Annotated in this window: 6 protein-coding genes; all 6 read left to right on the top strand. The window is 37.8% G+C overall.

Annotation, left to right across the window (positions count from 1 at the left end; genetic code table 11):
- Window positions 1-14 precede the first annotated feature (14 nt).
- The 6 genes from FD723_RS08550 (at window position 15) to FD723_RS08525 (ending at window position 21,200) form a co-directional block, all read left to right on the top strand.
- Window positions 15-7,742, top strand: a complete 7,728-nt coding sequence (locus FD723_RS08550) for a non-ribosomal peptide synthetase (protein ID WP_179064949.1) — start codon at window positions 15-17, stop codon at window positions 7,740-7,742.
- Window positions 7,743-7,757: 15 nt separating this feature from the next.
- The gene (locus tag FD723_RS08545; protein ID WP_179064948.1) at window positions 7,758-9,158 is read left to right on the top strand and encodes a condensation domain-containing protein; all 1,401 of its coding nucleotides are present in this window, start codon (window positions 7,758-7,760) and stop codon (window positions 9,156-9,158) included.
- Between the two features lie 198 nt (window positions 9,159-9,356).
- Window positions 9,357-10,238: a cupin-like domain-containing protein gene (locus FD723_RS08540; RefSeq protein WP_179064947.1), complete on the top strand. Its 882-nt coding sequence runs from the start codon at window positions 9,357-9,359 to the stop codon at window positions 10,236-10,238.
- 86 nt (window positions 10,239-10,324) lie between these two features.
- Entirely contained in the window at window positions 10,325-11,581 is a 1,257-nt protein-coding gene (gene ectB / locus FD723_RS08535) for a diaminobutyrate--2-oxoglutarate transaminase (protein WP_179064946.1), read from the top strand.
- Window positions 11,582-11,626: 45 nt separating this feature from the next.
- On the top strand, window positions 11,627-14,356 hold the full coding sequence (locus tag FD723_RS08530) for a non-ribosomal peptide synthetase (RefSeq protein WP_179064945.1): 2,730 nt from the start codon (window positions 11,627-11,629) through the stop codon (window positions 14,354-14,356).
- A 112-nt stretch (window positions 14,357-14,468) separates the two neighbouring features.
- Entirely contained in the window at window positions 14,469-21,200 is a 6,732-nt protein-coding gene (locus FD723_RS08525; RefSeq protein WP_179064944.1) for a non-ribosomal peptide synthetase, read from the top strand.
- Window positions 21,201-21,208: the final 8 nt, after the last annotated feature.

Raw genomic sequence — 21,208 nt, 5'->3', positions numbered from 1 at the left:
GTTAAACATTTAAAATGCAAGAGACAATTCAAGGTTTTCCACTATCTCCTCAGCAAAAGCATCTTTGGTTACTACAACAGGGTAGTAATTTGTATATATCTCAATGCGCTATCCTGATTGAAGGAAATATAGAAGTAAATATACTAGAAGAAGCATTAAACAAAGTTATTGCTAGAAATGAAATTCTCCGCACAAATTTTCATCGCCCGCGTGGGTTGAAAGTACCTATTCAGGTAATAGAAGCTAATACTAATGTATTTTTAAGTGAGTATTTTTTAGAAAATAATTGTTCTCCAGAGGAAGAGATAGAAGCACTTTTAGAACAAAGAAGGCAACAGTCTGTCAATTTACAGGAAGGGCAATTATTAAAAGTCGAATTGGTAAAATGTTCATCAAAAAAATATGTTTTAGTTATAAACGTGCCATCTCTTTATGCAGACTCTAAAACATTGAAAAATCTAGTTAATGAAATTAGCCAGTGTTACGCTGCATGTTTGCAAAATACAGAACTAGATGAAGAAGCACTACAGTATGCTGATATCGCTACATGGCAAAATGAATTACTTGAGGTGGAGGAAACTACAACAAGTAAAAATCACTGGCAGCAAGTAGATTTTTCGACCTTAGATAGCTTAAAGCTTCCTTTTGAGAATTGTATTTCTAAAGAATCGGAATTTGAACCTCAATTTATTAAGTTAGCAATTCACAGCGATTTACTAATTAAAATTGAAGAAATTGTCCAAAAACATCAAATTTCAATAGATACATTTTTCCTTACTTGCTGGCAAATTCTACTTTGGCGTCTGACTAGGCAATCAAATTTAATTATAGGTTTAGGTTGTGATGGTCGAAATTATGAAGAATTAAAGCCAGCATTAGGTTTATTTGCCAAATATTTACCACTTGCTTATAATCTGCAAGAAAATGATACATTTAGTGATACCTTAATACAGGTTAACAACTTAACAGATGAAATCCTTGAATGGCAGGATAGCTTTAGTTGGGAGGTATTTTATAAAACAAATGTAGATGATATAGATCAGTCATTTTTGCCATTTTGTTTTGATTTTGAAGAAATAGCAACTAATTATTATGCTCCTGAAGTATCATTTTCAATTCATCAATATTACGTCTGCTTTGACCGATTTAAACTAAAACTTTCTTGTGTAAGAACACAAAATGATATCAAATTAGAATTTCACTATGATGCAAAAGTTTTCCATAAAGAAGATATTCAATGTTTGGTAAATCAATGGGAAACTTTGTTAACAAGTGTTATTAACAATCCATCTGTAGCGATATCACGATTAGATATTCTCAGCGAACAAGAACGGGAAGAACTCTTAGTTACATTCAACAACACTAAAACAGCAGAGCTACAATACGAATGTATTCACCATTGCTTTGAACAGCAGTGCGATCGCACGCCAGATAACATTGCTATTGTTTATACAAATCAGCGACTTACCTACCGAGAATTAAACACTCGTGCGAACCAACTAGCTCATTACCTACAACAATTAGGTGTGAAACCAGATGTGATGGTAGGACTTTGTGTAGAGCGATCGCCTTTAATGCTGATTGGACTTTTAGCTATCTTAAAAGCTGGTGGTGCTTATGTACCAATTGATCCTAGCTATCCCTTAGAAAGAAAAACTTTTATCCTCAACGATTCTCAAATGCCAGTGCTGCTGACTAAACAGCATTTAATCACAGATTTGGCTACCAATGAAATTCAAGTAATTTGTATAGATAATGATTGGCAAGCTATAAACCAACAAGAAATTACAAATCCAATTACTACAACAAGCGAATTAAATTTAGCTTACGTTATTTACACCTCCGGTTCCACTGGTAAACCCAAAGGAACTCTAATTAGCCATCAAGGATTACTTAACTATTTAAGTTGGTGTACCCAAACATATCCAGTGCAAGAAGGAGTCGGAACTTTAGTTCACTCACCTTTAGGTTTTGACTTAACAATCACCAGTATTTTTTCACCTTTATTAGTTGGTCGGACAGTACAATTACTATCAGAAGAACAAGGTATTGAAACTCTTTCTCAAGCTTTAAAGAAAAGCTCGAATTTAAGTTTGGTGAAAATTACCCCCGCTCACTTGGATTTGCTGAAGCAACAGTTATCTAAAGAAGAGATCGCAAATAAAACCAGAGCTTTTATTATTGGTGGGGAAAATTTATTAGCCCAAAGCATCACCTTCTGGCAAGATGTGGCTCCAGAGACAATATTAGTAAACGAATATGGCCCCACAGAGACGGTGGTAGGCTGTTGTGTTTATCAGGTTCCAGTGGGGAAACATTCTACAGGTTCAATACCCATTGGGAAAGCGATCGCTAATACCCAGTTGTACATTTTAGACGAATATTTGCAACCAGTTCCAAAGGGTGTACCCGGTGAATTGCACATTGGCGGACTTGGATTAGCTAGAGGCTATTTAAACCAAGCTGAATTAACAGCCTTTAAATTTATCCCCAATCCCTTCAGCAAGAAAGAGGGCGATCGCCTTTACAAAACGGGTGATTTAACCCGCTATTTACCAAGTGGAGATATTGAATATATCGGTAGAATTGATAACCAAATAAAAGTTCGCGGGTTCCGCATTGAATTGGGAGAAATTGAAGCGGTTATAAGTCAACACCCCGTAGTACGAGAAAGTGTAGTAGTCAGCGAAGAATCGGTAAATTCTCAACGTATAATTGCATATATAGTTTTTCAAAAAAACCAAACCCTGGCAATTCCTGAACTACGTAGCTTTTTAGAGTCAAAGTTACCAAGTTATATGGTGCCATCTGCTTTTGTAATCCTAGAAGCACTACCACTAACATCTAATGGTAAGGTTGACCGGAAAGCCCTTCCTGCACCAGAATTAACAGATGTATCATCATCTAATATAGTCCCTCCCTCCACACTAATTGATAATTTACTAGCAGGTATTTGGGCAGAAGTACTTAGTTTAGACAAAGTAGGTATTAATAATAATTTCTTTACTTTGGGAGGACATTCTTTAATGGCCACTCGCGTAATGTCCCAAATCCGGCAAGTATTTAAAGTAGAGCTTCCTTTACCTTATTTATTTGAAAAACCAACAATCGCAGAGCTAGCAAAAGAAATTGAAAAAGCGATTAAGGTAAACTCAGGAGTTGAAGCAACGAATATTGAGCGGATTGTGCGATCGCACCAATTACCGTTATCATTTGCTCAACAACGACTGTGGTTCTTAGCTCAATTAGAACCAGACAGCCCATTCTACAATACTCCTGCTGCTGTTCGCCTAGAAGGACAGTTGAATGTAGAAGCACTACAACAAAGTTTTAACGAAATCATTAATCGTCATGAAGTACTGCGAACCAATTTCCAAACCAGAGATGGGCAACCAGTAGCTATCATTGCTGAAGAAAAATCTTTAACATTACAAATATTCGATATTAGCAAGCTACCTGCAAATCAACAAGAAGCCGAAATTAAACAACAAGCTGCACAAGAAGCACAACAATCTTTTGATATTAGCAACGACCATCTACTGAGAGTAAAACTATTACGTCTTGGTGAGCAAGAACATATTGTGTTACTGACAATGCACCATATAGTCTCTGATGGTTGGTCAATAGGCTTATTGGTACAGGAATTGGCAACACTTTATCAAGCCTTCTGTAATGGAGAACCTTCACTATTATCTGAACTAGCAATACAGTATGTAGACTTCGCAGCTTGGCAACGACAATGGTTGCAAGGAGAAGTACTCGAAACTCAAATATCTTATTGGCTTAAGCACTTAGAGAACGCACCAAAAGTATTAGAGTTACCCACAGATTATCCAAGACCAGCAATTCAAACTTTCCGGGGTGCGACCTACTCATTTAAGTTATCTCCAGAATTATCTGCATCCTTAAATAAATTAAGTCAGCAGCAGGGAAGCACTTTATTTATGACCCTGTTGGCAGGTTTTCAAACACTGCTATGGCGTTATACAGGTAGCGAAGATATTGTGGTCGGTTCGCCCATCGCTAACCGCAACCGAATAGAAATAGAACGATTAATTGGATTTTTTGTCAATACCCTGATATTGAGAACTAACTTAGCAGGAAATCCCAGCTTTGAAGAACTACTAAAGAGGGTGCGGGAAGTCGCGTTAGGAGCTTATGCACATCAGGATTTGCCTTTTGAATTGTTAGTTGAGCAGCTGCAACCACAGCGAGACTTAAGTCATACACCATTATTTCAAGTGATGTTTGTGCTTCAGAATGCACCAATGTCTGCGTTAGAGTTGTCTGGTTTGACTTTAACCCCATTAGAAAGCAATAGTGATAGCGCCAAGTTTGATTTAAATCTACAAATGACAGAAAGAGAGGAGGGGTTACTTGGAAGTATAGAATACAATACTGATTTATTTGAGGAAAATACAATACATCGGATGGCGAGTCATTTACAAACGTTGTTTGAAGGAATTGTTGCTAATCCGCAGCAGCGTTTGTCAGAGTTACCACTGTTAAGTGAATCTGAACAATATCAATTGTTGTGGGAGTGGAATGATACAGAAGTTGAGTATCCTGAAGATAAGTGCATTCATCAATTATTTGAAACTCAAGTAGAACTTACACCTGATGCGATCGCAGTGGTGTTTGAAGATGAGCAATTAAGCTATCGTGAGTTAAATACCAGAGCAAATCAACTAGCGCATTACTTGCAACAGCTAGGAGTAAAATCAGAAGTATTAGTCGGGATTTGTGTAGAGCGATCGCTCGATATGGTCATCGGACTATTAGCCATCCTAAAAGCAGGTGGCGCATACATACCAATAGACCCCAACTATCCCCAAGAACGCATTGCATTTGTACTAGAAGACACTCAAACACCAGTATTACTCACTCAAGCCTCACTACTAGAAACAATACCCCACCACAAAGCTCAAGTCATTTGTTTAGATACCGATTGGCATCTCATCGCCCAACAAAGCCAGGAAAATTTATTTACTCAAATAACCCCCGACAACCTCGCTTATGTCATCTATACCTCTGGTTCAACAGGTAAACCAAAAGGTGTAATGATTAAACACGCAAACACAGTTGCAATGTTGGATTGGGCAAAACAAACCTTTACAATTGAAGCTTTGCAAGGAGTTTTAGCATCAACCTCAATTTGCTTCGACCTTTCAGTGTTCGAGTTATTTGTTCCTCTGTGTTGCGGCGGCAAGGTGATTCTAATGGAGAACGCACTATATTTACCAACTCTGCCAACAGCCCAAAATGTAACCCTAATAAATACTGTCCCAAGTGTGATTTCACAGTTATTGAGAACTAATAGCATTCCGGCTTCAGTCCAAACAATCAATGTTGCAGGTGAACCACTTCATCATCATCTCGTACAACAACTTTATCAGCAGGAGAATATACAACAGGTATTTAACTTATATGGCCCTTCTGAAGATACAACTTATTCAACATTTGCCCTTCTAGACAAAGATACTAGCAATATTCCACCGATTGGTCGCCCGATTCACAACACGCAGATTTATTTGTTAGATCAAAATTTACAACCTGTTCCTGTGGGTGTAACTGGGATGTTGTATATTGGTGGTGCAGGTTTATCGCGTGGTTATCTCAACAAACCAGAACTGACGGCCGAACGATTTATTCCCAATCCTTACACGCAGCTAGCAGGGGAAAGGTTATATCAAACTGGGGATTTAGGGCGCTATTTACCAAATGGAGAGATTGAGTATATTGGGCGCATTGACTATCAAGTAAAAGTACGTGGTTTCCGTATTGAACTCTTAGAAATTGAAGCACTGATTATTGAGCATCCTGAAGTCCGAGAGGCTGTAGTTACGGTTGATTCTTCGGAAACAGATTCTCAGCGAATAGTTGCTCATGTAGTTCCGAACTCAGAGCAAACACTAACTATTTCTCAACTGCGCGATTTTTTAGAGGCAAAGTTACCAAACTATATGGTACCAACTGCTTTTGTCTTTTTGGAGTCACTACCATTAACTCCTAATGGCAAGATTGACCGGAAGGCGCTCAAACCTCCTGATACAGCAAGACCTGAAGACCAAGAGATAGTAGCACCTCGCAATTTATTAGAAGCCAAACTAGCTGGAATTTGGGCAGGCGTGCTTGGTGTGGATAAAGTAGGTATTTTCGATAACTTTTTTGAATTAGGTGGAGATTCTATTCTTGCCATTGTAGTTATCACCAGAGCCAACCAAGCTGGTCTAAAACTTACAGTTAAGCAGTTATTTCAACATCAAACAGTTGTTGGTTTGGCAAGTGTGGCAGTTACAAAAAATATAAACCACGCCGAACAAGAACTCATCACAGGTTTAGCCTCTCTTACACCAATACAATACTGGTTTTTTGAACAGAATTTACTTGAACCCCACCACTGGAATCAAGCAGTTTTACTAGAAGTTAAACAAGTTATTGACCTAGCTTTATTAGAAAAATCTGTACAGGAACTACAGTTACACCATGATGCTCTTCGCTTACGTTTTGAGCCAACCGAGTCTGGCTGGCAGCAGATTATCGCCAGCCCTGATGCAGAATTACCTTTAATAAATTTTGATTTCTCTGCACTATCAGCAAGCGAACAAAAACTAGCCATCGAAACAGCTGCTACCAAATTGCAAGCCAGTCTTAACCTCTCAACAGGCCCATTGATGCGAGTTGCTCTATTCAACTTAGGGCGGGGATCAAGTCGTCTGTTAATCCTTATTCACCATTTAGCTGTAGATGGCGTTTCTTGGCGGATTTTACTGGAAGACTTGGAGACAACATACCAGCTGATGAACCAAGGCAAAAAGGTAGAATTACCAGCCAAAACAACTTCGTTTAAATACTGGTCTAAATGTCTACAGGAATATGCACAATCATCCACCTTCCAACAAGAATGGGACTATTGGCTGAGAGAGTCTTGGCAAAAAATTGCTCCTTTACCAGTAGATTTTTCTGATGGCGACAATACAGTAGCCTCGACTCTAAATATCTCAATTTGTCTGACATTAGAACAGACTCAAGCCTTGCTAAAAGAAGTACCAAAAGCTTATAATACACAAATAAATGATGTCTTGCTCACAGCACTAGTACAAGCTTTTTCTCAATGGACTGGCAATAATTCTCTATTACTAGCTCTGGAAGGTCATGGGCGAGAAGAAATTTTCGATGATGTCGATTTGTCGCGTACAGTCGGTTGGTTTACCTCTGTTTTTCCTGTATTGTTAGATTTAGGAAAAACGTCTCATCCCTTAGAGGCTTTGAAAGCGATAAAAGAGCAACTGCGGGGTATTCCAAATAAGGGAATAGGCTATGGTGTCCTACGTTACCTTAGTCAGGATATTGCGAGAGTTAAGTTATTGCGATCGCTTCCACAAGCTGAAGTGGTCTTTAATTACTTAGGTCAGTTCGATCAAACATTTTCAGACTCATCAATATTTAAAATCTCTCAAGACTCCCAAGGACAAACGCGCAGTTCGCGGAATCAGGAGAGCTATATGCTAAGTATTGACGCTTTGGTAATTGATAACCAGTTGAGAATAGATTGGACTTACAGCGAAAGAATACATCAACGAAGCACTATTGAACGATTAGCCCAAGAGTTTTTAAAAGCATTGCAAGTACTCGTGACTCATTGTCAATCTTCTGAAGTCAGGGTATATACACCTTCTGACTTTCCAGAAGCAGAATTAAGTCAACAAGACCTCGAACGGTTTTTAAGAAAAATTAACTGAGAGAGTAAAAATAAAATGAGAGAAAACATCCAAGATATATACCCGCTATCTCCAATACAGCATGGTATGCTCTTTCACTGTTTGCACGCCCCTGAAATGGAATTATACCATGCACAGTCCGTCTACACTTTTAGCGGCAATCTGAATATTGATGCTTTTAAATACGCTTGGCAGCAAGTAGCAACCCGACACACAATCTTGCGTACTAGCTTCTATTGGGAAGAATTAGATAAACCATTACAAGTTGTGCATCAACAAGTAGAAGTGCCTGTAGACTACCAGGATTGGCAAGAACTCGATCCATTAGAACAACAAGAGCATTTAAAATCTTTTCTTGAGAGCGATCGCTTACGGCGTTTTGATTTTTCCCAAGCGCCTCTAATGCGTCTGACTATAATCCAAATTCAAGAACACACTTACTATCTTGTTTGGAGTAGCAACCTGCTCATTCTAGATGGTTGGTCATATCTACTGGTATTAAATGATGTGATTGAAATTTATGAAGCATATTGTCAGGGTCAAGATGCACCCTTAAGAAACGGCAGTTGCTTTAAAGACTACATCAAATGGTTGAAACAACAGGATTTATCTAAAGCAGAGGAGTTCTGGCGACAGCAACTCAATGGAGTAAAAGAGCCTACTCCCTTAACTAACCTATACCCAAACAACTTGTCCAATTTAGAAGAACGCTACGAGGATATACAAATCAGTTTATCGGAAGGAATTACAAGAAACCTAGATTCCTTAGCAAGGCAGCATCACCTGACCATGAATACAATAGTTCAGGGAGTTTGGGCTATACTCCTTAGTCACTACAGTGGCAAAAATAATGTAATTTATGGTTGTACTACTTCTGGTCGTCCAGTAGATTTAGAAGGTTCAGAGTCAATGGTGGGGGAAATGGTTAATACCTTACCAGTACATGTCAAGATAGATTTGGATGAGTATTTATTATCTTGGCTTCAGCAATTACAAACTCAATTGATAGAACTTCGAGAGTATGAATATTATCCTCTGGTAGATATTCAAAAATGCAGTAAAGTGCTAGGGAATATGCCTTTGTTTGAGAGCTTTGTAGTGTTCGAGAACCAAAAAACAGGCAACTTTCTGCAAGAATGGGGGAGTCTAAATATCTCTGAGCAAACTAGCTATTACAAAACAAACTATCCTCTAAATATAGTTGGGTATCCTGGCTCAGAACTCACGATTGGAATTAATTATGATTTTCGCCGCTTTGATGCTGCAACAATCATGAATATATTAGAGCATTTAAAAATATTGCTCGAAGGCATAGTAACGAATCCTCAAGTAAGGCTTAAGGAGTTATTGTTGCTTACAGAGCAAACACCCCATATAAAAATATTAATGTTAGATAAAAAAATGTCATTGAACTTAGATTTTGCTTTAAATAATTAATAAATAAAGATTAAATAATTAGACATCAAAGAAGTTAATTTAAATCAGACTGATCGGGTATTACTAAGAAACTATCATAATCGAGCAAAATTCTCACTTCAAGACAAATAAATTTGAATCATTTAGGACTACTACATTTTTTTATCGAGCCATATTGGCAGCAATATTATTGAGAATTTAAGGCAGAATGGTTAATTTATGATAATCTCAAATGAAATCGAGCGCAGATATAAGCTTTCAAGTAATGAATTTCAGTCAAACTATGTTGACTGCGAGAAACCAGTTATCATCTCAGGAGCGATTAAAAGTTGGAATAGCTTCGATAAATGGTCATTAGAATATTTAAAAGACTTATCTCCTGCTTTAAATATTTATGCTAAAAAGTTTAGTAATAAAAAAATTGAATTATGTCGTTTGACGATGCAAGAATATGTAAACTTAATCAATAACTATGAAAAAGATGATCAAAAAACTGATTTGCCACCCTATTGTCATGACTTGCCACTATTTAGCTTAATACCTTCACTAATAAAAGATGTTCAACCATTTCCTTTAGATTATTTACCAAAATGGTATCGTTACAAATGGTGGCGTTACTGTCAGTTTTTTATTGGAGCTTCTAATAGTCTTACTCCACTACATTTTGATTGTCTTCTGACTAACAATATTTTTTTTCAACTTGTTGGACGCAAACAATTTACTATATTACTACCAAGAGATGCTAAAAATTGTTATCGCAAAGGCTGGCGATGGTTTCTCGTTGATCCAGAAAATCCAGATTTCAACAAATATCCTGAATACAGAAATGCAAAACCGATTAAATTTATTGTAAATCCTGGGGATATTGTCTATATGCCTCCCGGAACGCTGCATCATGTTCGGAGTTTAGATATGTCGATTTCTTTTAATATCGATTGGCATACTCAAAAAAGTTCACTGAGGGCTTTAGCAGCTATGACAAAAGGGATGCCAGTTCAAAACTGCTACTACAACTTTTTATTAACTATGGGTTTAGTATTAAAAGTACCTCCTCAGATAATTTTCAAATTTTATAAGTCTTATCTAAATTATGTTTCTTAAAAAACAAAGCTATGGCACAAAGACATCCAGTCTAAACAATCAGTAGATTTATTAATGTATTTGGCAATCCCAAAAATAAAAATCTCATGAATATATTTGAAAAGCGCGAATCAAACGTTAGAAGCTATTGCCGTAATTTTCCTGCAATATTCCATCGAGCTAAAGATTCTATAGTTTATACCGAATCAGGTGAAGAATATATAGATTTTTTTGCTGGTGCAGGTGCTTTAAATTATGGACATAATCATGACTATATAAAACAAAAAGTCATGTCATATTTAGATGCAGATGGAATTGCTCATGCTTTAGATATGTATACTTCAGCTAAAGAGAAGTTTTTAGCCAAGTTTGATGAGGTAGTTTTAAGTTCAAAAAAACTAGATTATCGTATTCAATTTTGCGGGCCGACAGGAACAAATGCAGTTGAAGCTGCTTTAAAATTAGCGAGAAAAGTCAAAGGGAGAGCAGGTATATTCTCATTCATGGGAGCATATCATGGGATGACTTTAGGTAGCTTATCGATTACTGGCAATATTGGGATTCGAGCCGGGGTAATAGGGACATCAAGTAATGTAAGTTTTATGCCTTATCCCTATGGATTCATGGAAACTTTTGACACTATAGAATATATAGAAACAGTCTTAAATGATGTAAATTCGGGAATTGAAAAACCAGCAGCAATTATCTTTGAAACAGTACAAGCAGAAGGTGGAGTTGTTGTAGCTCCTATTATCTGGATTCAAAGACTCAGAGAGTTATGCAATAAGCATGACATTTTATTAATCTGCGATGATATTCAAGTTGGCTGCGGTCGAACAGGTTCTTTCTTTTCTTTTGAAAGAGCAGATATTGTTCCTGACATGGTAATACTCTCTAAATCTATTAGTGGGTATGGTTTTCCAATGTCACTATTATTAATTAAGCCAGATTTAGATATATGGAAACCGGGTGAGCATAATGGTACTTTTAGAGGTAATCAGTTGGCATTTATTGGAGCAACAGCTGCTTTAGAATATAGAGAAAGTAGTAATCTTGAACAAGAAGTCAAAAATAAAGAGTTTTTCTTGAAAAATTTTCTCACTCAAGAAATAGCATCAATTAGTGAAAGAATAGCAGTACGTGGAATTGGCATGATTTGGGGTATTGATGTTAAAGATTTTGGCGGTAATAGTTTAGCTAAAAGTATAACCTCCCGTTGTTTTGAGCTAGGGTTAATAGTTGAATTAGCAGGTAGAAATGATACTGTAATTAAAATACTGCCTCCTTTGGTAATTGATATGTCTACATTACAAAAGGGTTGTTCAATTATCAAAAAAGTTTTTGATGAGTTCATCTCAAATTAATAATATTTATTAATCAGCAAATAATTGGTTATAAGGATAAGAACTATGGGTCTACATCTACACTCGAATGACTTATTATCTCAAAAAGTTTATTGGATAAATAAATTATCGGGAAACCTGCCAGAAACAAATCTAATGCTGGATTATGTAAGGCCTTTAGTTTCTAGTGCTAAGAATAAATCTTTTAGATTTGATTTACCAAATAATTTATCTCAAGTAATCCTTAAACTAACTAAAGGTTCTGACTTTTCAACGTACTGGATACTTGTATCTGCATTAAAAATATTGTTGCAAAAATATACCCGAAATAACGATGTTGTTGTTGGAATACCTGTATATGAGGAGATTAGTACAGATTGCGTAAATGGTAAAATTATTCCTTTGCGTACTCAGGTAACACCTCAACTTTCACTTAAAGATTTTCTTTTTCAAGTAAAAGACGCAATCCTGGGTGCTTATAACAATCAAAATTCTAATTTTGATGAATTAATTAAATTATTAGAAATACCAACAATCCCTAATCGCTCTCCAATTTTCGATATAGTAGTTTTACTAGAAAATATTCATGCAAAAGATAATTTAAATTTAGTTAATAACGACATAACAATTTCATTGAAAGTTAACGCTGAAAGTATTAGTGCCAATATAGAGTATAAAGAAGATTTATTTCAACATGAAAGTATAAAATCGTTGAGTAGATATTATATTAATGTTGTTGAGAGTATTATGAATAATATTAATATTAAAATATCAGATATTGTTTTCTTGAAAGAGCCTGATAAATATCAGTTGCTAAAGGCATATAACAACAATGATAGAGAGTACCCAGTTGAGCAGACAATAAATAAATTATTTGAAAAGCAAGTCTCTCAGACTCCAAACAATATAGCTGTTTTTCATGAAGAAACTCAATTAACGTATCAACAACTAAACCAAAAAGCCAATAAGCTAGCTGAATTATTGCGGAAGTTAGGAGTTCAAAAAGGAGAATTTGTAGGTATTTTTAAAGACCGAGATATCAATTTTCTAATTGCAATACTCGCTATATACAAGGCAGGTGGAGCATACGTACCTATTGATAGTACTTATCCACAAAATCGAATTAAGTATATGCTATCTAATAGCGAAGTTAGGTTTATACTAACTGATTATTTACTATTAAATAGCTTATCCTTATTGGTAGAAGATTGTTCAAAATTATCATCTATTATTTGTTTAGATGATATGATTCTTGAAAAGACTCAGTTTGCTAATCAAACAGGGTTAAAGATATATAACAAATCAGATTTTGCTCAACTACCTAATGATAATGTAGAGCATATTAATGATGCTTGTGACCCAGCCTATATGCTTTATACCTCTGGGTCTACAGGATTACCCAAGGGGGCAATTGTCAGGCATGATGGTGCAATTAATCATATTTATGCCCAATTCGATGAGTTGGAGTTAACGCAAGAGTTTTGTTTTCTCCAAAGCGCTCCTTCTTCTACAGATATTTCTGTATGGCAATTTTTAGCACCACTTTTAATAGGCGGAAAAACAGTAATTGTAAATATAGAAACTGTTGCTATTCCTGATAAACTATTTGAGGTACTGAAATCACAAAAAATTACTACTGTTGAATTAGTCCCAGCATTATTTGGTGGCTTGCTTGAATATACTTCCCAGCTACCGAGTCATGAAAGACAATTACCTGATTTGAAATGGATGATGGTTGTGGGGGAGACAGTATCGGTAAGTTGGGTAAATAAGTGGCTCCATCTGTATCCTGAAATCAAAATTGTTAACGCTTATGGCCCCACCGAAGCTGCTGATGATATCAGCCAGTTTATTGTTAATGAACCTTTGCCAGAAAATCAGCGAACAGTTCCAATTGGTAAACCCTTAGCTAACTTAAATCTCTACATCCTTGATGAGGAAATGCAGCTATTACCTATTGGTGTTCCTGGAGAAATTTGTGTATCGGGAATTGGTGTAGGTGATGGATACTGGAAAAATGAAGAAAAAACTAATTTTAGCTTTGTTCCTAACCCGTTTACGGATGCTAAGAAGAGATTACCAGAAAATCGTAGAGATTTAATTTATAAAACTGGAGATTTAGGAAGGTGGTTGACTGATGGAAATATCGAATTCCTTGGACGCATTGATAATCAAGTAAAGATTCGTGGCTTTCGGGTTGAACTTGGAGAAATTGAAACATTTCTAGGTCAGCACCAAAATGTTCGTGAGAATGTAGTTGTGGTTCAGCAGGAGGAAGCAGGTAATTTACAATTAGTTGCCTATATGGTTGCAAAGAAAGAACCAATTCCTAGTATTAGTGAATTGCGTACTTTCTTGAAAAAAAAATTACCTGACTACATGTTACCTTCTGATTTTGTGATGCTAGAAAGCATACCACTATCACCTAGCGGAAAAGTAGACCGCAAAGCTCTGCCGAAAACAGATAATATTCGCCCGAAACTAGAAACAGCCTACGTATTACCGCAAAATGATATTGAGCGAGCAGTTGCTAATATTTGGCAAGAAATCTTAGGTATTCAACAAATAGGAATCTACGACAATTTTTTTGAATTGGGAGGAAACTCACTGTTAGCGATTCAGGTTATTTCCCGCTTGCGTAAAGTCTTACATACAGATATCGCCCTACGTAGTTTGTTTGATGAACCAACTATAGCTGGAATCTCACACTATATTGAAAGTGTTCGTGAGAAAGTAAAAAAATTACTAGTTGTTTCTAGCGCTTCTGTCAGTGATAGAGAGGAAATAGAATTTTAAATTAAAAATACACTCACACTCTTAGTTAAAATGTTGTCTTCTAATTATTCTGATTGAGTATTTCCCAACGAAAATTACCTCAACTATAATCATCCCTGAGGAGTAAAGATTTATGAAAACCATCAACCAATTTTTGTCTTACCTTTCTAGTTTAGAAATAAAACTTCGGGTTGATGGCGATCGCTTATATTGTAATGCTCCTCAAGGTATACTGACATCAGAACTGAGTACGCAAATTCGAGAGCGTAAAATAGAAATACTCAAATATATAAATGATTCAATTGCCTCAACTTCCACAATCGAACTTATACAACCTGTATCCAGAGATGTAAATTTACCGCTATCTTTTGGACAGCAAAGGCTGTGGTTTCTGAATCAATTGGAGCCAAATAGTGCCACTTACAACCTTCCCTATGCTGTGCGGCTTACTGGTACGCTTAATGTACAGGCATTAGAACAGAGTCTCAAAGAAATTGTGCAGCGCCACGAGATATTGAGAACCACTTTTATGCTTGTCAATGGAGAACCGATTCAGGTTATTACTCCAACTCTGAGTTTGAAGCTATCTGTCGTTGACTTGCAAGAGTACCCAATAAAAAAGCAGGAAGCTGAAGTTTTGCGGCTAGTAGTTCAAGAAAGCCAGTTGCTTTTTAATTTAGCGCAGGGGCCTTTGTTGAGAACTACTCTGTTGCACTTGAGTAAACAACAGCACGTATTGTTGTTTACCATGCATCATATTGTCTCTGACGGCTGGTCAATGGGTTTACTTGTCAAAGAAGTAACAGCACTTTACGAAGCCTTCTGTCAAGAAAAGCCTTCCCCGCTTGCAAAATTGCCAATACAGTATGCAGACTTCGCAGTTTGGCAACGGCAATGGTTGCAAGGAGAGGTACTACAGTCTCAGATTTCTTACTGGCGAAAGCAGTTAGAAGATGCATCGAGAGTACTGGATTTACCTACTGACTATCCACGTTCAGCTATTCAGACTTTCCGGGGTGCAACCTATTCATTTGAGCTATCTCAAGAGCTATCTGTAGCGTTAAATAAATTAAGTCAGCAGCAAAGATGTACTTTGTTTATGACTCTGCTGGCAGCTTTTCAAACATTGTTATGGCGTTACACGAGTAGTGAAGATATTGTTGTTGGTTCGCCTATTGCTAACCGTAACCGAGACGAAATAGAAGGATTGATTGGTTTTTTTGTCAATACTTTGGTACTGCGAACAAATCTGGCAGGTAATCCCACCTTTGAGGAGCTACTTGTTCGGGTGCGAGAGATGACATTGGGAGCCTACACTCATGAGAATTTGCCTTTTGAATTGTTGGTAGAGGAACTACAACCAGAGCGAAACTTAAGCCATACACCACTTTTTCAAGTAATGTTTGTGCTTCAAAATGCACCTGCTTCGGCTTTTGAGTTGCCTGGTTTAACTTTAAGTTCCTTGACAGTTCAAAATAGCAATGCCAATTTTGATTTAACTTTGGACATTACAGAAACAGCAGAAAAAATATTTGGCAATTTCAATTACAATAGCAATTTATTTAAGGAAAGTACTATTAAGCGGATAGCTGGACATTTCCAGACCTTGCTGAAAGAAATTATTGCAAATCCAAAGCTGCGGCTTGCAGAATTATCATTAATAACAGAAGATGAGAAACGCCAATTGCTACTGGAGTGGAATAATACAAAAGTTGAATATCCTCAACAGCAATGCATCCATGAGTTATTTGAGAATCAAGTAGAACGCACACCTGATGCGATCGCAGTTGTTTTTGAAGACCAGCAACTAACCTACCGCCAGCTAAACACCAGAGCGAATCAACTAGCGCGTTATTTGCAACAGCTAGGAGTAAAACCAGAGGTATTGGTGGGGATTTGTGTAGAGCGTTCGCTCTCTATGGTTATTGGACTATTAGCGATCCTGAAAGCAGGTGGTGCATACATACCACTAGACCCTTATTATCCACCAGAACGTCTAGCCTTTATATTACAAGATGCTCAAATATCAGTGTTACTAACCCAGCAACACCTGATAGAGAATTTGCCGCAACATCAGACTAGGATTGTTTGTCTAGATAGAGATTGGGAAAGTATCGCTCAACAAAACTCACAAAATTTAATTAATGAGTGTACAAGTGATAATCTAGCCTACATTATCTATACATCCGGCTCAACAGGTCAACCCAAAGGGGTGTTAGTTAATCACAGCAATGTTGTTCGTTTATTCGCAGCAACTCAATCCTGGTATAACTTTAATCAATATGATGTCTGGACATTATTCCATTCCATAGCCTTTGATTTCTCTGTTTGGGAACTCTGGGGTGCTTTGCTATATGGTGGAAAATTAGTGGTAGTACCATACTGGCTGAGTCGTTCACCAGAAGACTTTTACAAATTGCTGGTAACACAACAAGTAACAGTACTCAACCAGACGCCTTCAGCTTTTTCCCAACTCATCCAGGCAGAAGAATCATTTGCAAATATTAACAAATTAAGCCTGCGAACAGTCATTTTTGGTGGAGAAGCATTGCAACTTGAGAGTTTAAGACCTTGGTTTGAACGTCATGGCGACCAGTTTCCTCAGTTAGTCAATATGTACGGAATTACGGAAACAACCGTACATGTTACCTATCGTCCAATAGCGATCGCAGATTTAGAAGTAGCATCAGGAAGCGTGATTGGGCGTCCCATTCCTGACTTACAAATTTACTTACTAGATAAATATCAACAGCCAGTACCTATTGGCATACCAGGTGAAATGTATATTGGTGGTGCTGGTGTGGTACGGGGTTATTTAAATCGACCAGAATTAACTCCTGAAAAATTTATTCCTCATCCCTTTAGTAATAAAGCAAATGCACGTCTTTATAAATCTGGTGATTTAGGTCGATATTTACCAAATGGAGACATAGAATATTTGGGTCGTATTGATCACCAAGTTAAAGTTCGGGGTTTCCGCATCGAATTGGGAGAAATTGAGGCTATCATCAGCCAATATTCAGCAGTTAGAGAAACTGTAGTTTTAGTCAGCGAACAATCAGTAGATTCTCAACGAATAGTTGCCTATATAGTCCCTCAAAAAGAGCAAACACTGACAATCCCTGAACTACGTAGCTTTTTAGAGGCAAAGTTGCCCAGTTACATGATACCAGTAGCTTTTGTCACATTGGAGGCATTACCATTAACACCTAATGGTAAAATTGACCGCAAAGCATTACCGATTCCTGACACTGAGCGACCTGAATTAGACAACACTTTCGTTACACCTGGCACTCCAAATGAGAGAATACTAGCTGAAATTTGGGCTAAAGTTCTTAGTATTAAACAGGTGGGTATCCACGACAACTTCTTTTCTTTAGGCGGAGATTCCATCCGTAGCATCCAAGTTCAATCTTTAGCACGAGAAAAAGGTTTGAGTTTCTCAATCCAGCATATCTTCCAACATCAAACTATTTCTCAACTGGCAAAGGTGCTAAAAACGACGGAATTGGATGTTATAAAATCAGAAAAAAGTCAACCATTCAGTCTCATATATCAAGCAGACAAACAGAAATTACCTGATGATATAGAGGATGCATATCCACTTTCTATGCTTCAGATGGGAATGGTTTTCCATAGCGAGTATAGTCTTGAGCGAACAACATATCACGATATTTTTAGCTACCATTTACAAGCTACTCTCGACATTCAAATTTTGCAGGCAGCTATACAGCTTTTAGTAAATAATCATGCTGTACTACGTACTTCGTTCCAGCTAACCAACTTTAGCGAGCCATTGCAACTAGTTCATCGAAACATTGATGTTCCATTGGAGGTAGAGGATTGGCGTCATCTCTCAACTTTCGAATTAGAGTATGCTCTAAATGACTGGTTAGAAGAGGAAAAAAGACAACATTTTGATTGGAGCATACCTCCCTTGCTCCGCTTTTTTGTTCATCGTTGCAATGAGGAGACATTTTATTTAGCTGTCAGCTTCCATCACGCAATTCTGGATGGGTGGAGTGTGGCTTCAATGTTAACTGAGTTGTTTGGGCATTATTTCTCTCTCTTAGGTGAAAAAGTTGATTTTCTCAACCCACCACCCTCAAGCCTATTTCGGGACTTTATTGCTTTGGAGCGAGAGACGATCGCCACTGAAGAATCTCAGGGTTACTGGATGCGAAAATTGCATGACAGTACTATAACTATGTTGCCTCATTGGCATTCTCCAGAGGCTAAAGTCAGGCAAGTTAATGAGCAAGAAGTGCCAATATCTGCTGAAATTTCTGAAGGATTGCAACAGTTAGCCAAGTCTACAAAAATTCCCCTTAAAAGTGTTCTGCTGGCAGCACATTTGCGAGTTTTAAGTCTGTTGTGCGGACAGTCAGACGTACTTACGGGTGTAGTCACCAATGGACGGCTAGAACATCAGGATGGAGAACGAGTCCTTGGTTTGTTTCTCAATACCGTGCCATTTCGCCTCAAACTATCTGGAGGCACTTGGATAGACTTGGTGCAGGAGGTGTTTAAGGTAGAGCAGGAATGGCTGCCACATCGTCGATATCCATTGGCGGCAATACAGAAGAGTTTGGGTGGTCTACCTCTGTTTGAGACTGCATTTAACTTCACACATTTTCATGTTTACCAAACAGCATTAGCGGGTAAAAATGTGCAGTCTCTAGGTGGAAAGTTTTATGAAGAAACTAACTTTCCTTTAATGATTGACTTCAACCAAAATCCAAACTCATTGCTAGTAACACTCTCGCTTAAGTACGATACTTCAGAATTTGACCTAGAACAAATCAAAAGTATTAGTAGATTTTATGCTAGAACTCTCCAAGCAATAGTTAGTACCCCTGAAAAACGCTACGAATTGCACGAACTTCTTTCTACACAAGAACGCCATCAGTTACTAACAGAGTGGAATAATACCCAGACATCCTATCCAATCGACCAGTGCATCCATAAATTATTTGAAGCACAAGTAGAATGCACACCGAATGCAGTAGCAGTGGTGTTTGAAAATGAGCAGTTGACTTACCGCGAGCTAAACGCGAAAGCTAACCAATTGGCGCATTATTTGCGTTCAACAAAGCTGTCAGATAGCAATTCTCTGGGAGTAAAATCAGAAGTATTAGTGGGCATTTGTGTAGAGCGATCGCTCTATATGATAATCGGACTATTAGGCATCCTTAAAGCAGGTGGCGCATACATCCCCCTAGACCCCAGCTATCCTCAAGAACGCCTAGCTTACATGCTAGAAGATTCACAACCAACAGTCTTATTAACACAACAGCAGCTATTAGAAGTTCTACCAACCCACAAAGCTAAAGTAGTTTGCTTAGACAACAACTGGGAACTTATCGCCCAACACAGCAAACAAAACCCTAATTGCCATCTCAGTAGTGATAACCTAGCTTACGTCATCTACACTTCAGGCTCTACAGGTAAACCCAAGGGGGCGATGAATACCCACGCAGGAATTTGCAATCGCCTACTGTGGATGCAGGACACTTACCAACTAACAGCAACAGATAGAGTTTTGCAGAAAACTCCATTCAGCTTCGATGTCTCAGTTTGGGAATTCTTCTGGCCACTGATAACTGGGGCGCGGTTAGTAATAGCACAACCAGAAGGACATCGCGATCCAAACTACTTAGTGAATGTAATTACACAGCAGCAAATAACCACGATTCATTTTGTGCCATCAATGCTGCAAGCGTTTCTCGAAGCAGAAAATTTGGAAAGTTGTCAATCTCTTGTACGGGTGATAGTCAGTGGCGAGGCATTGACAACCCAATTACAAGAACGCTTCTTCAATCGACTCAATGCCCAACTGCACAATCTCTACGGGCCAACGGAAGCTGCTGTAGATGTCACTTTTTGGCAGTGTAAAAATAGTTTTACGAACCAAAAAACAGTTCCTATCGGTCATCCCATTGCCAATACCCAGATTTATCTGCTAGATCGACACCTCAACCCTGTGCCTCCAGGTATCACAGGCGAATTATATATCGGTGGTGTGGGTGTAGGTCGGGGCTATTTAAATCGCCCGGAACTGACCGCAGAGAAATTTATCCCCAATCCCTTCTTAATAAGCGGGAGAGAGAAAGAAAACCAATCCTCAAATTCCGAACGCTTGTATAAAACTGGTGACTTAGCGCGTTATCTGCCCAATGGAGAGATTGAATACATTGGTCGAATTGACTATCAAGTGAAGATTCGCGGCTTCCGCATTGAACTTGGAGAAATTGAAGCAATTATTAGCCAACACTTGGCAGTGCGCGAAACTGTAGTTGTGGTAGCAGAATCCCAACGAATAGTCGCTTATGTAGTCTCGCAAACCAAGCACATACTCGTAATTTCTGAATTGCGAAGCTTCCTAGAAGCAAAGCTACCAAACTACATGATGCCAGCAGCTTTTGTATTGCTGGAGACCCTGCCCCTCACACCGAATGGTAAAGTCGATCGCAAAGCATTAATAGCACCTGAGACAGCGCGCCCAGAATTGGAAGCAATTTATCAGCCACCTCAAACTGAAGTAGAACAAACTATTGCTGAGATTTGGCAAAAAGTACTGCAAGTTGAAGACGTAGGAATTTATGATAACTTCTTTGAACTTGGTGGCGATTCATTACTCTTGCTTCAGGTTAATAGCAAATTACGAGAAATTTTTCAGAGAGATTTATCTGTCCTCGACTTATTTAGATACCCAACTATCAATTCTTTAGCAATTTATCTGAATGAATTTAAAAATCAACAGAAATATTCTGATTTGACAGATATTGCTGCCGAAAAAATTACAGATGGAAAAACTCAACAAAGAAAGCGTCTACAAAAACTTAAATCTATTAAAAATATTTAAATATTCTT

The organism is Nostoc sp. C052, assembly GCF_013393905.1.
In the GTDB taxonomy this organism is placed as follows: domain Bacteria; phylum Cyanobacteriota; class Cyanobacteriia; order Cyanobacteriales; family Nostocaceae; genus Nostoc.
This window is presented reverse-complemented; position numbering and strand designations above follow the sequence as displayed.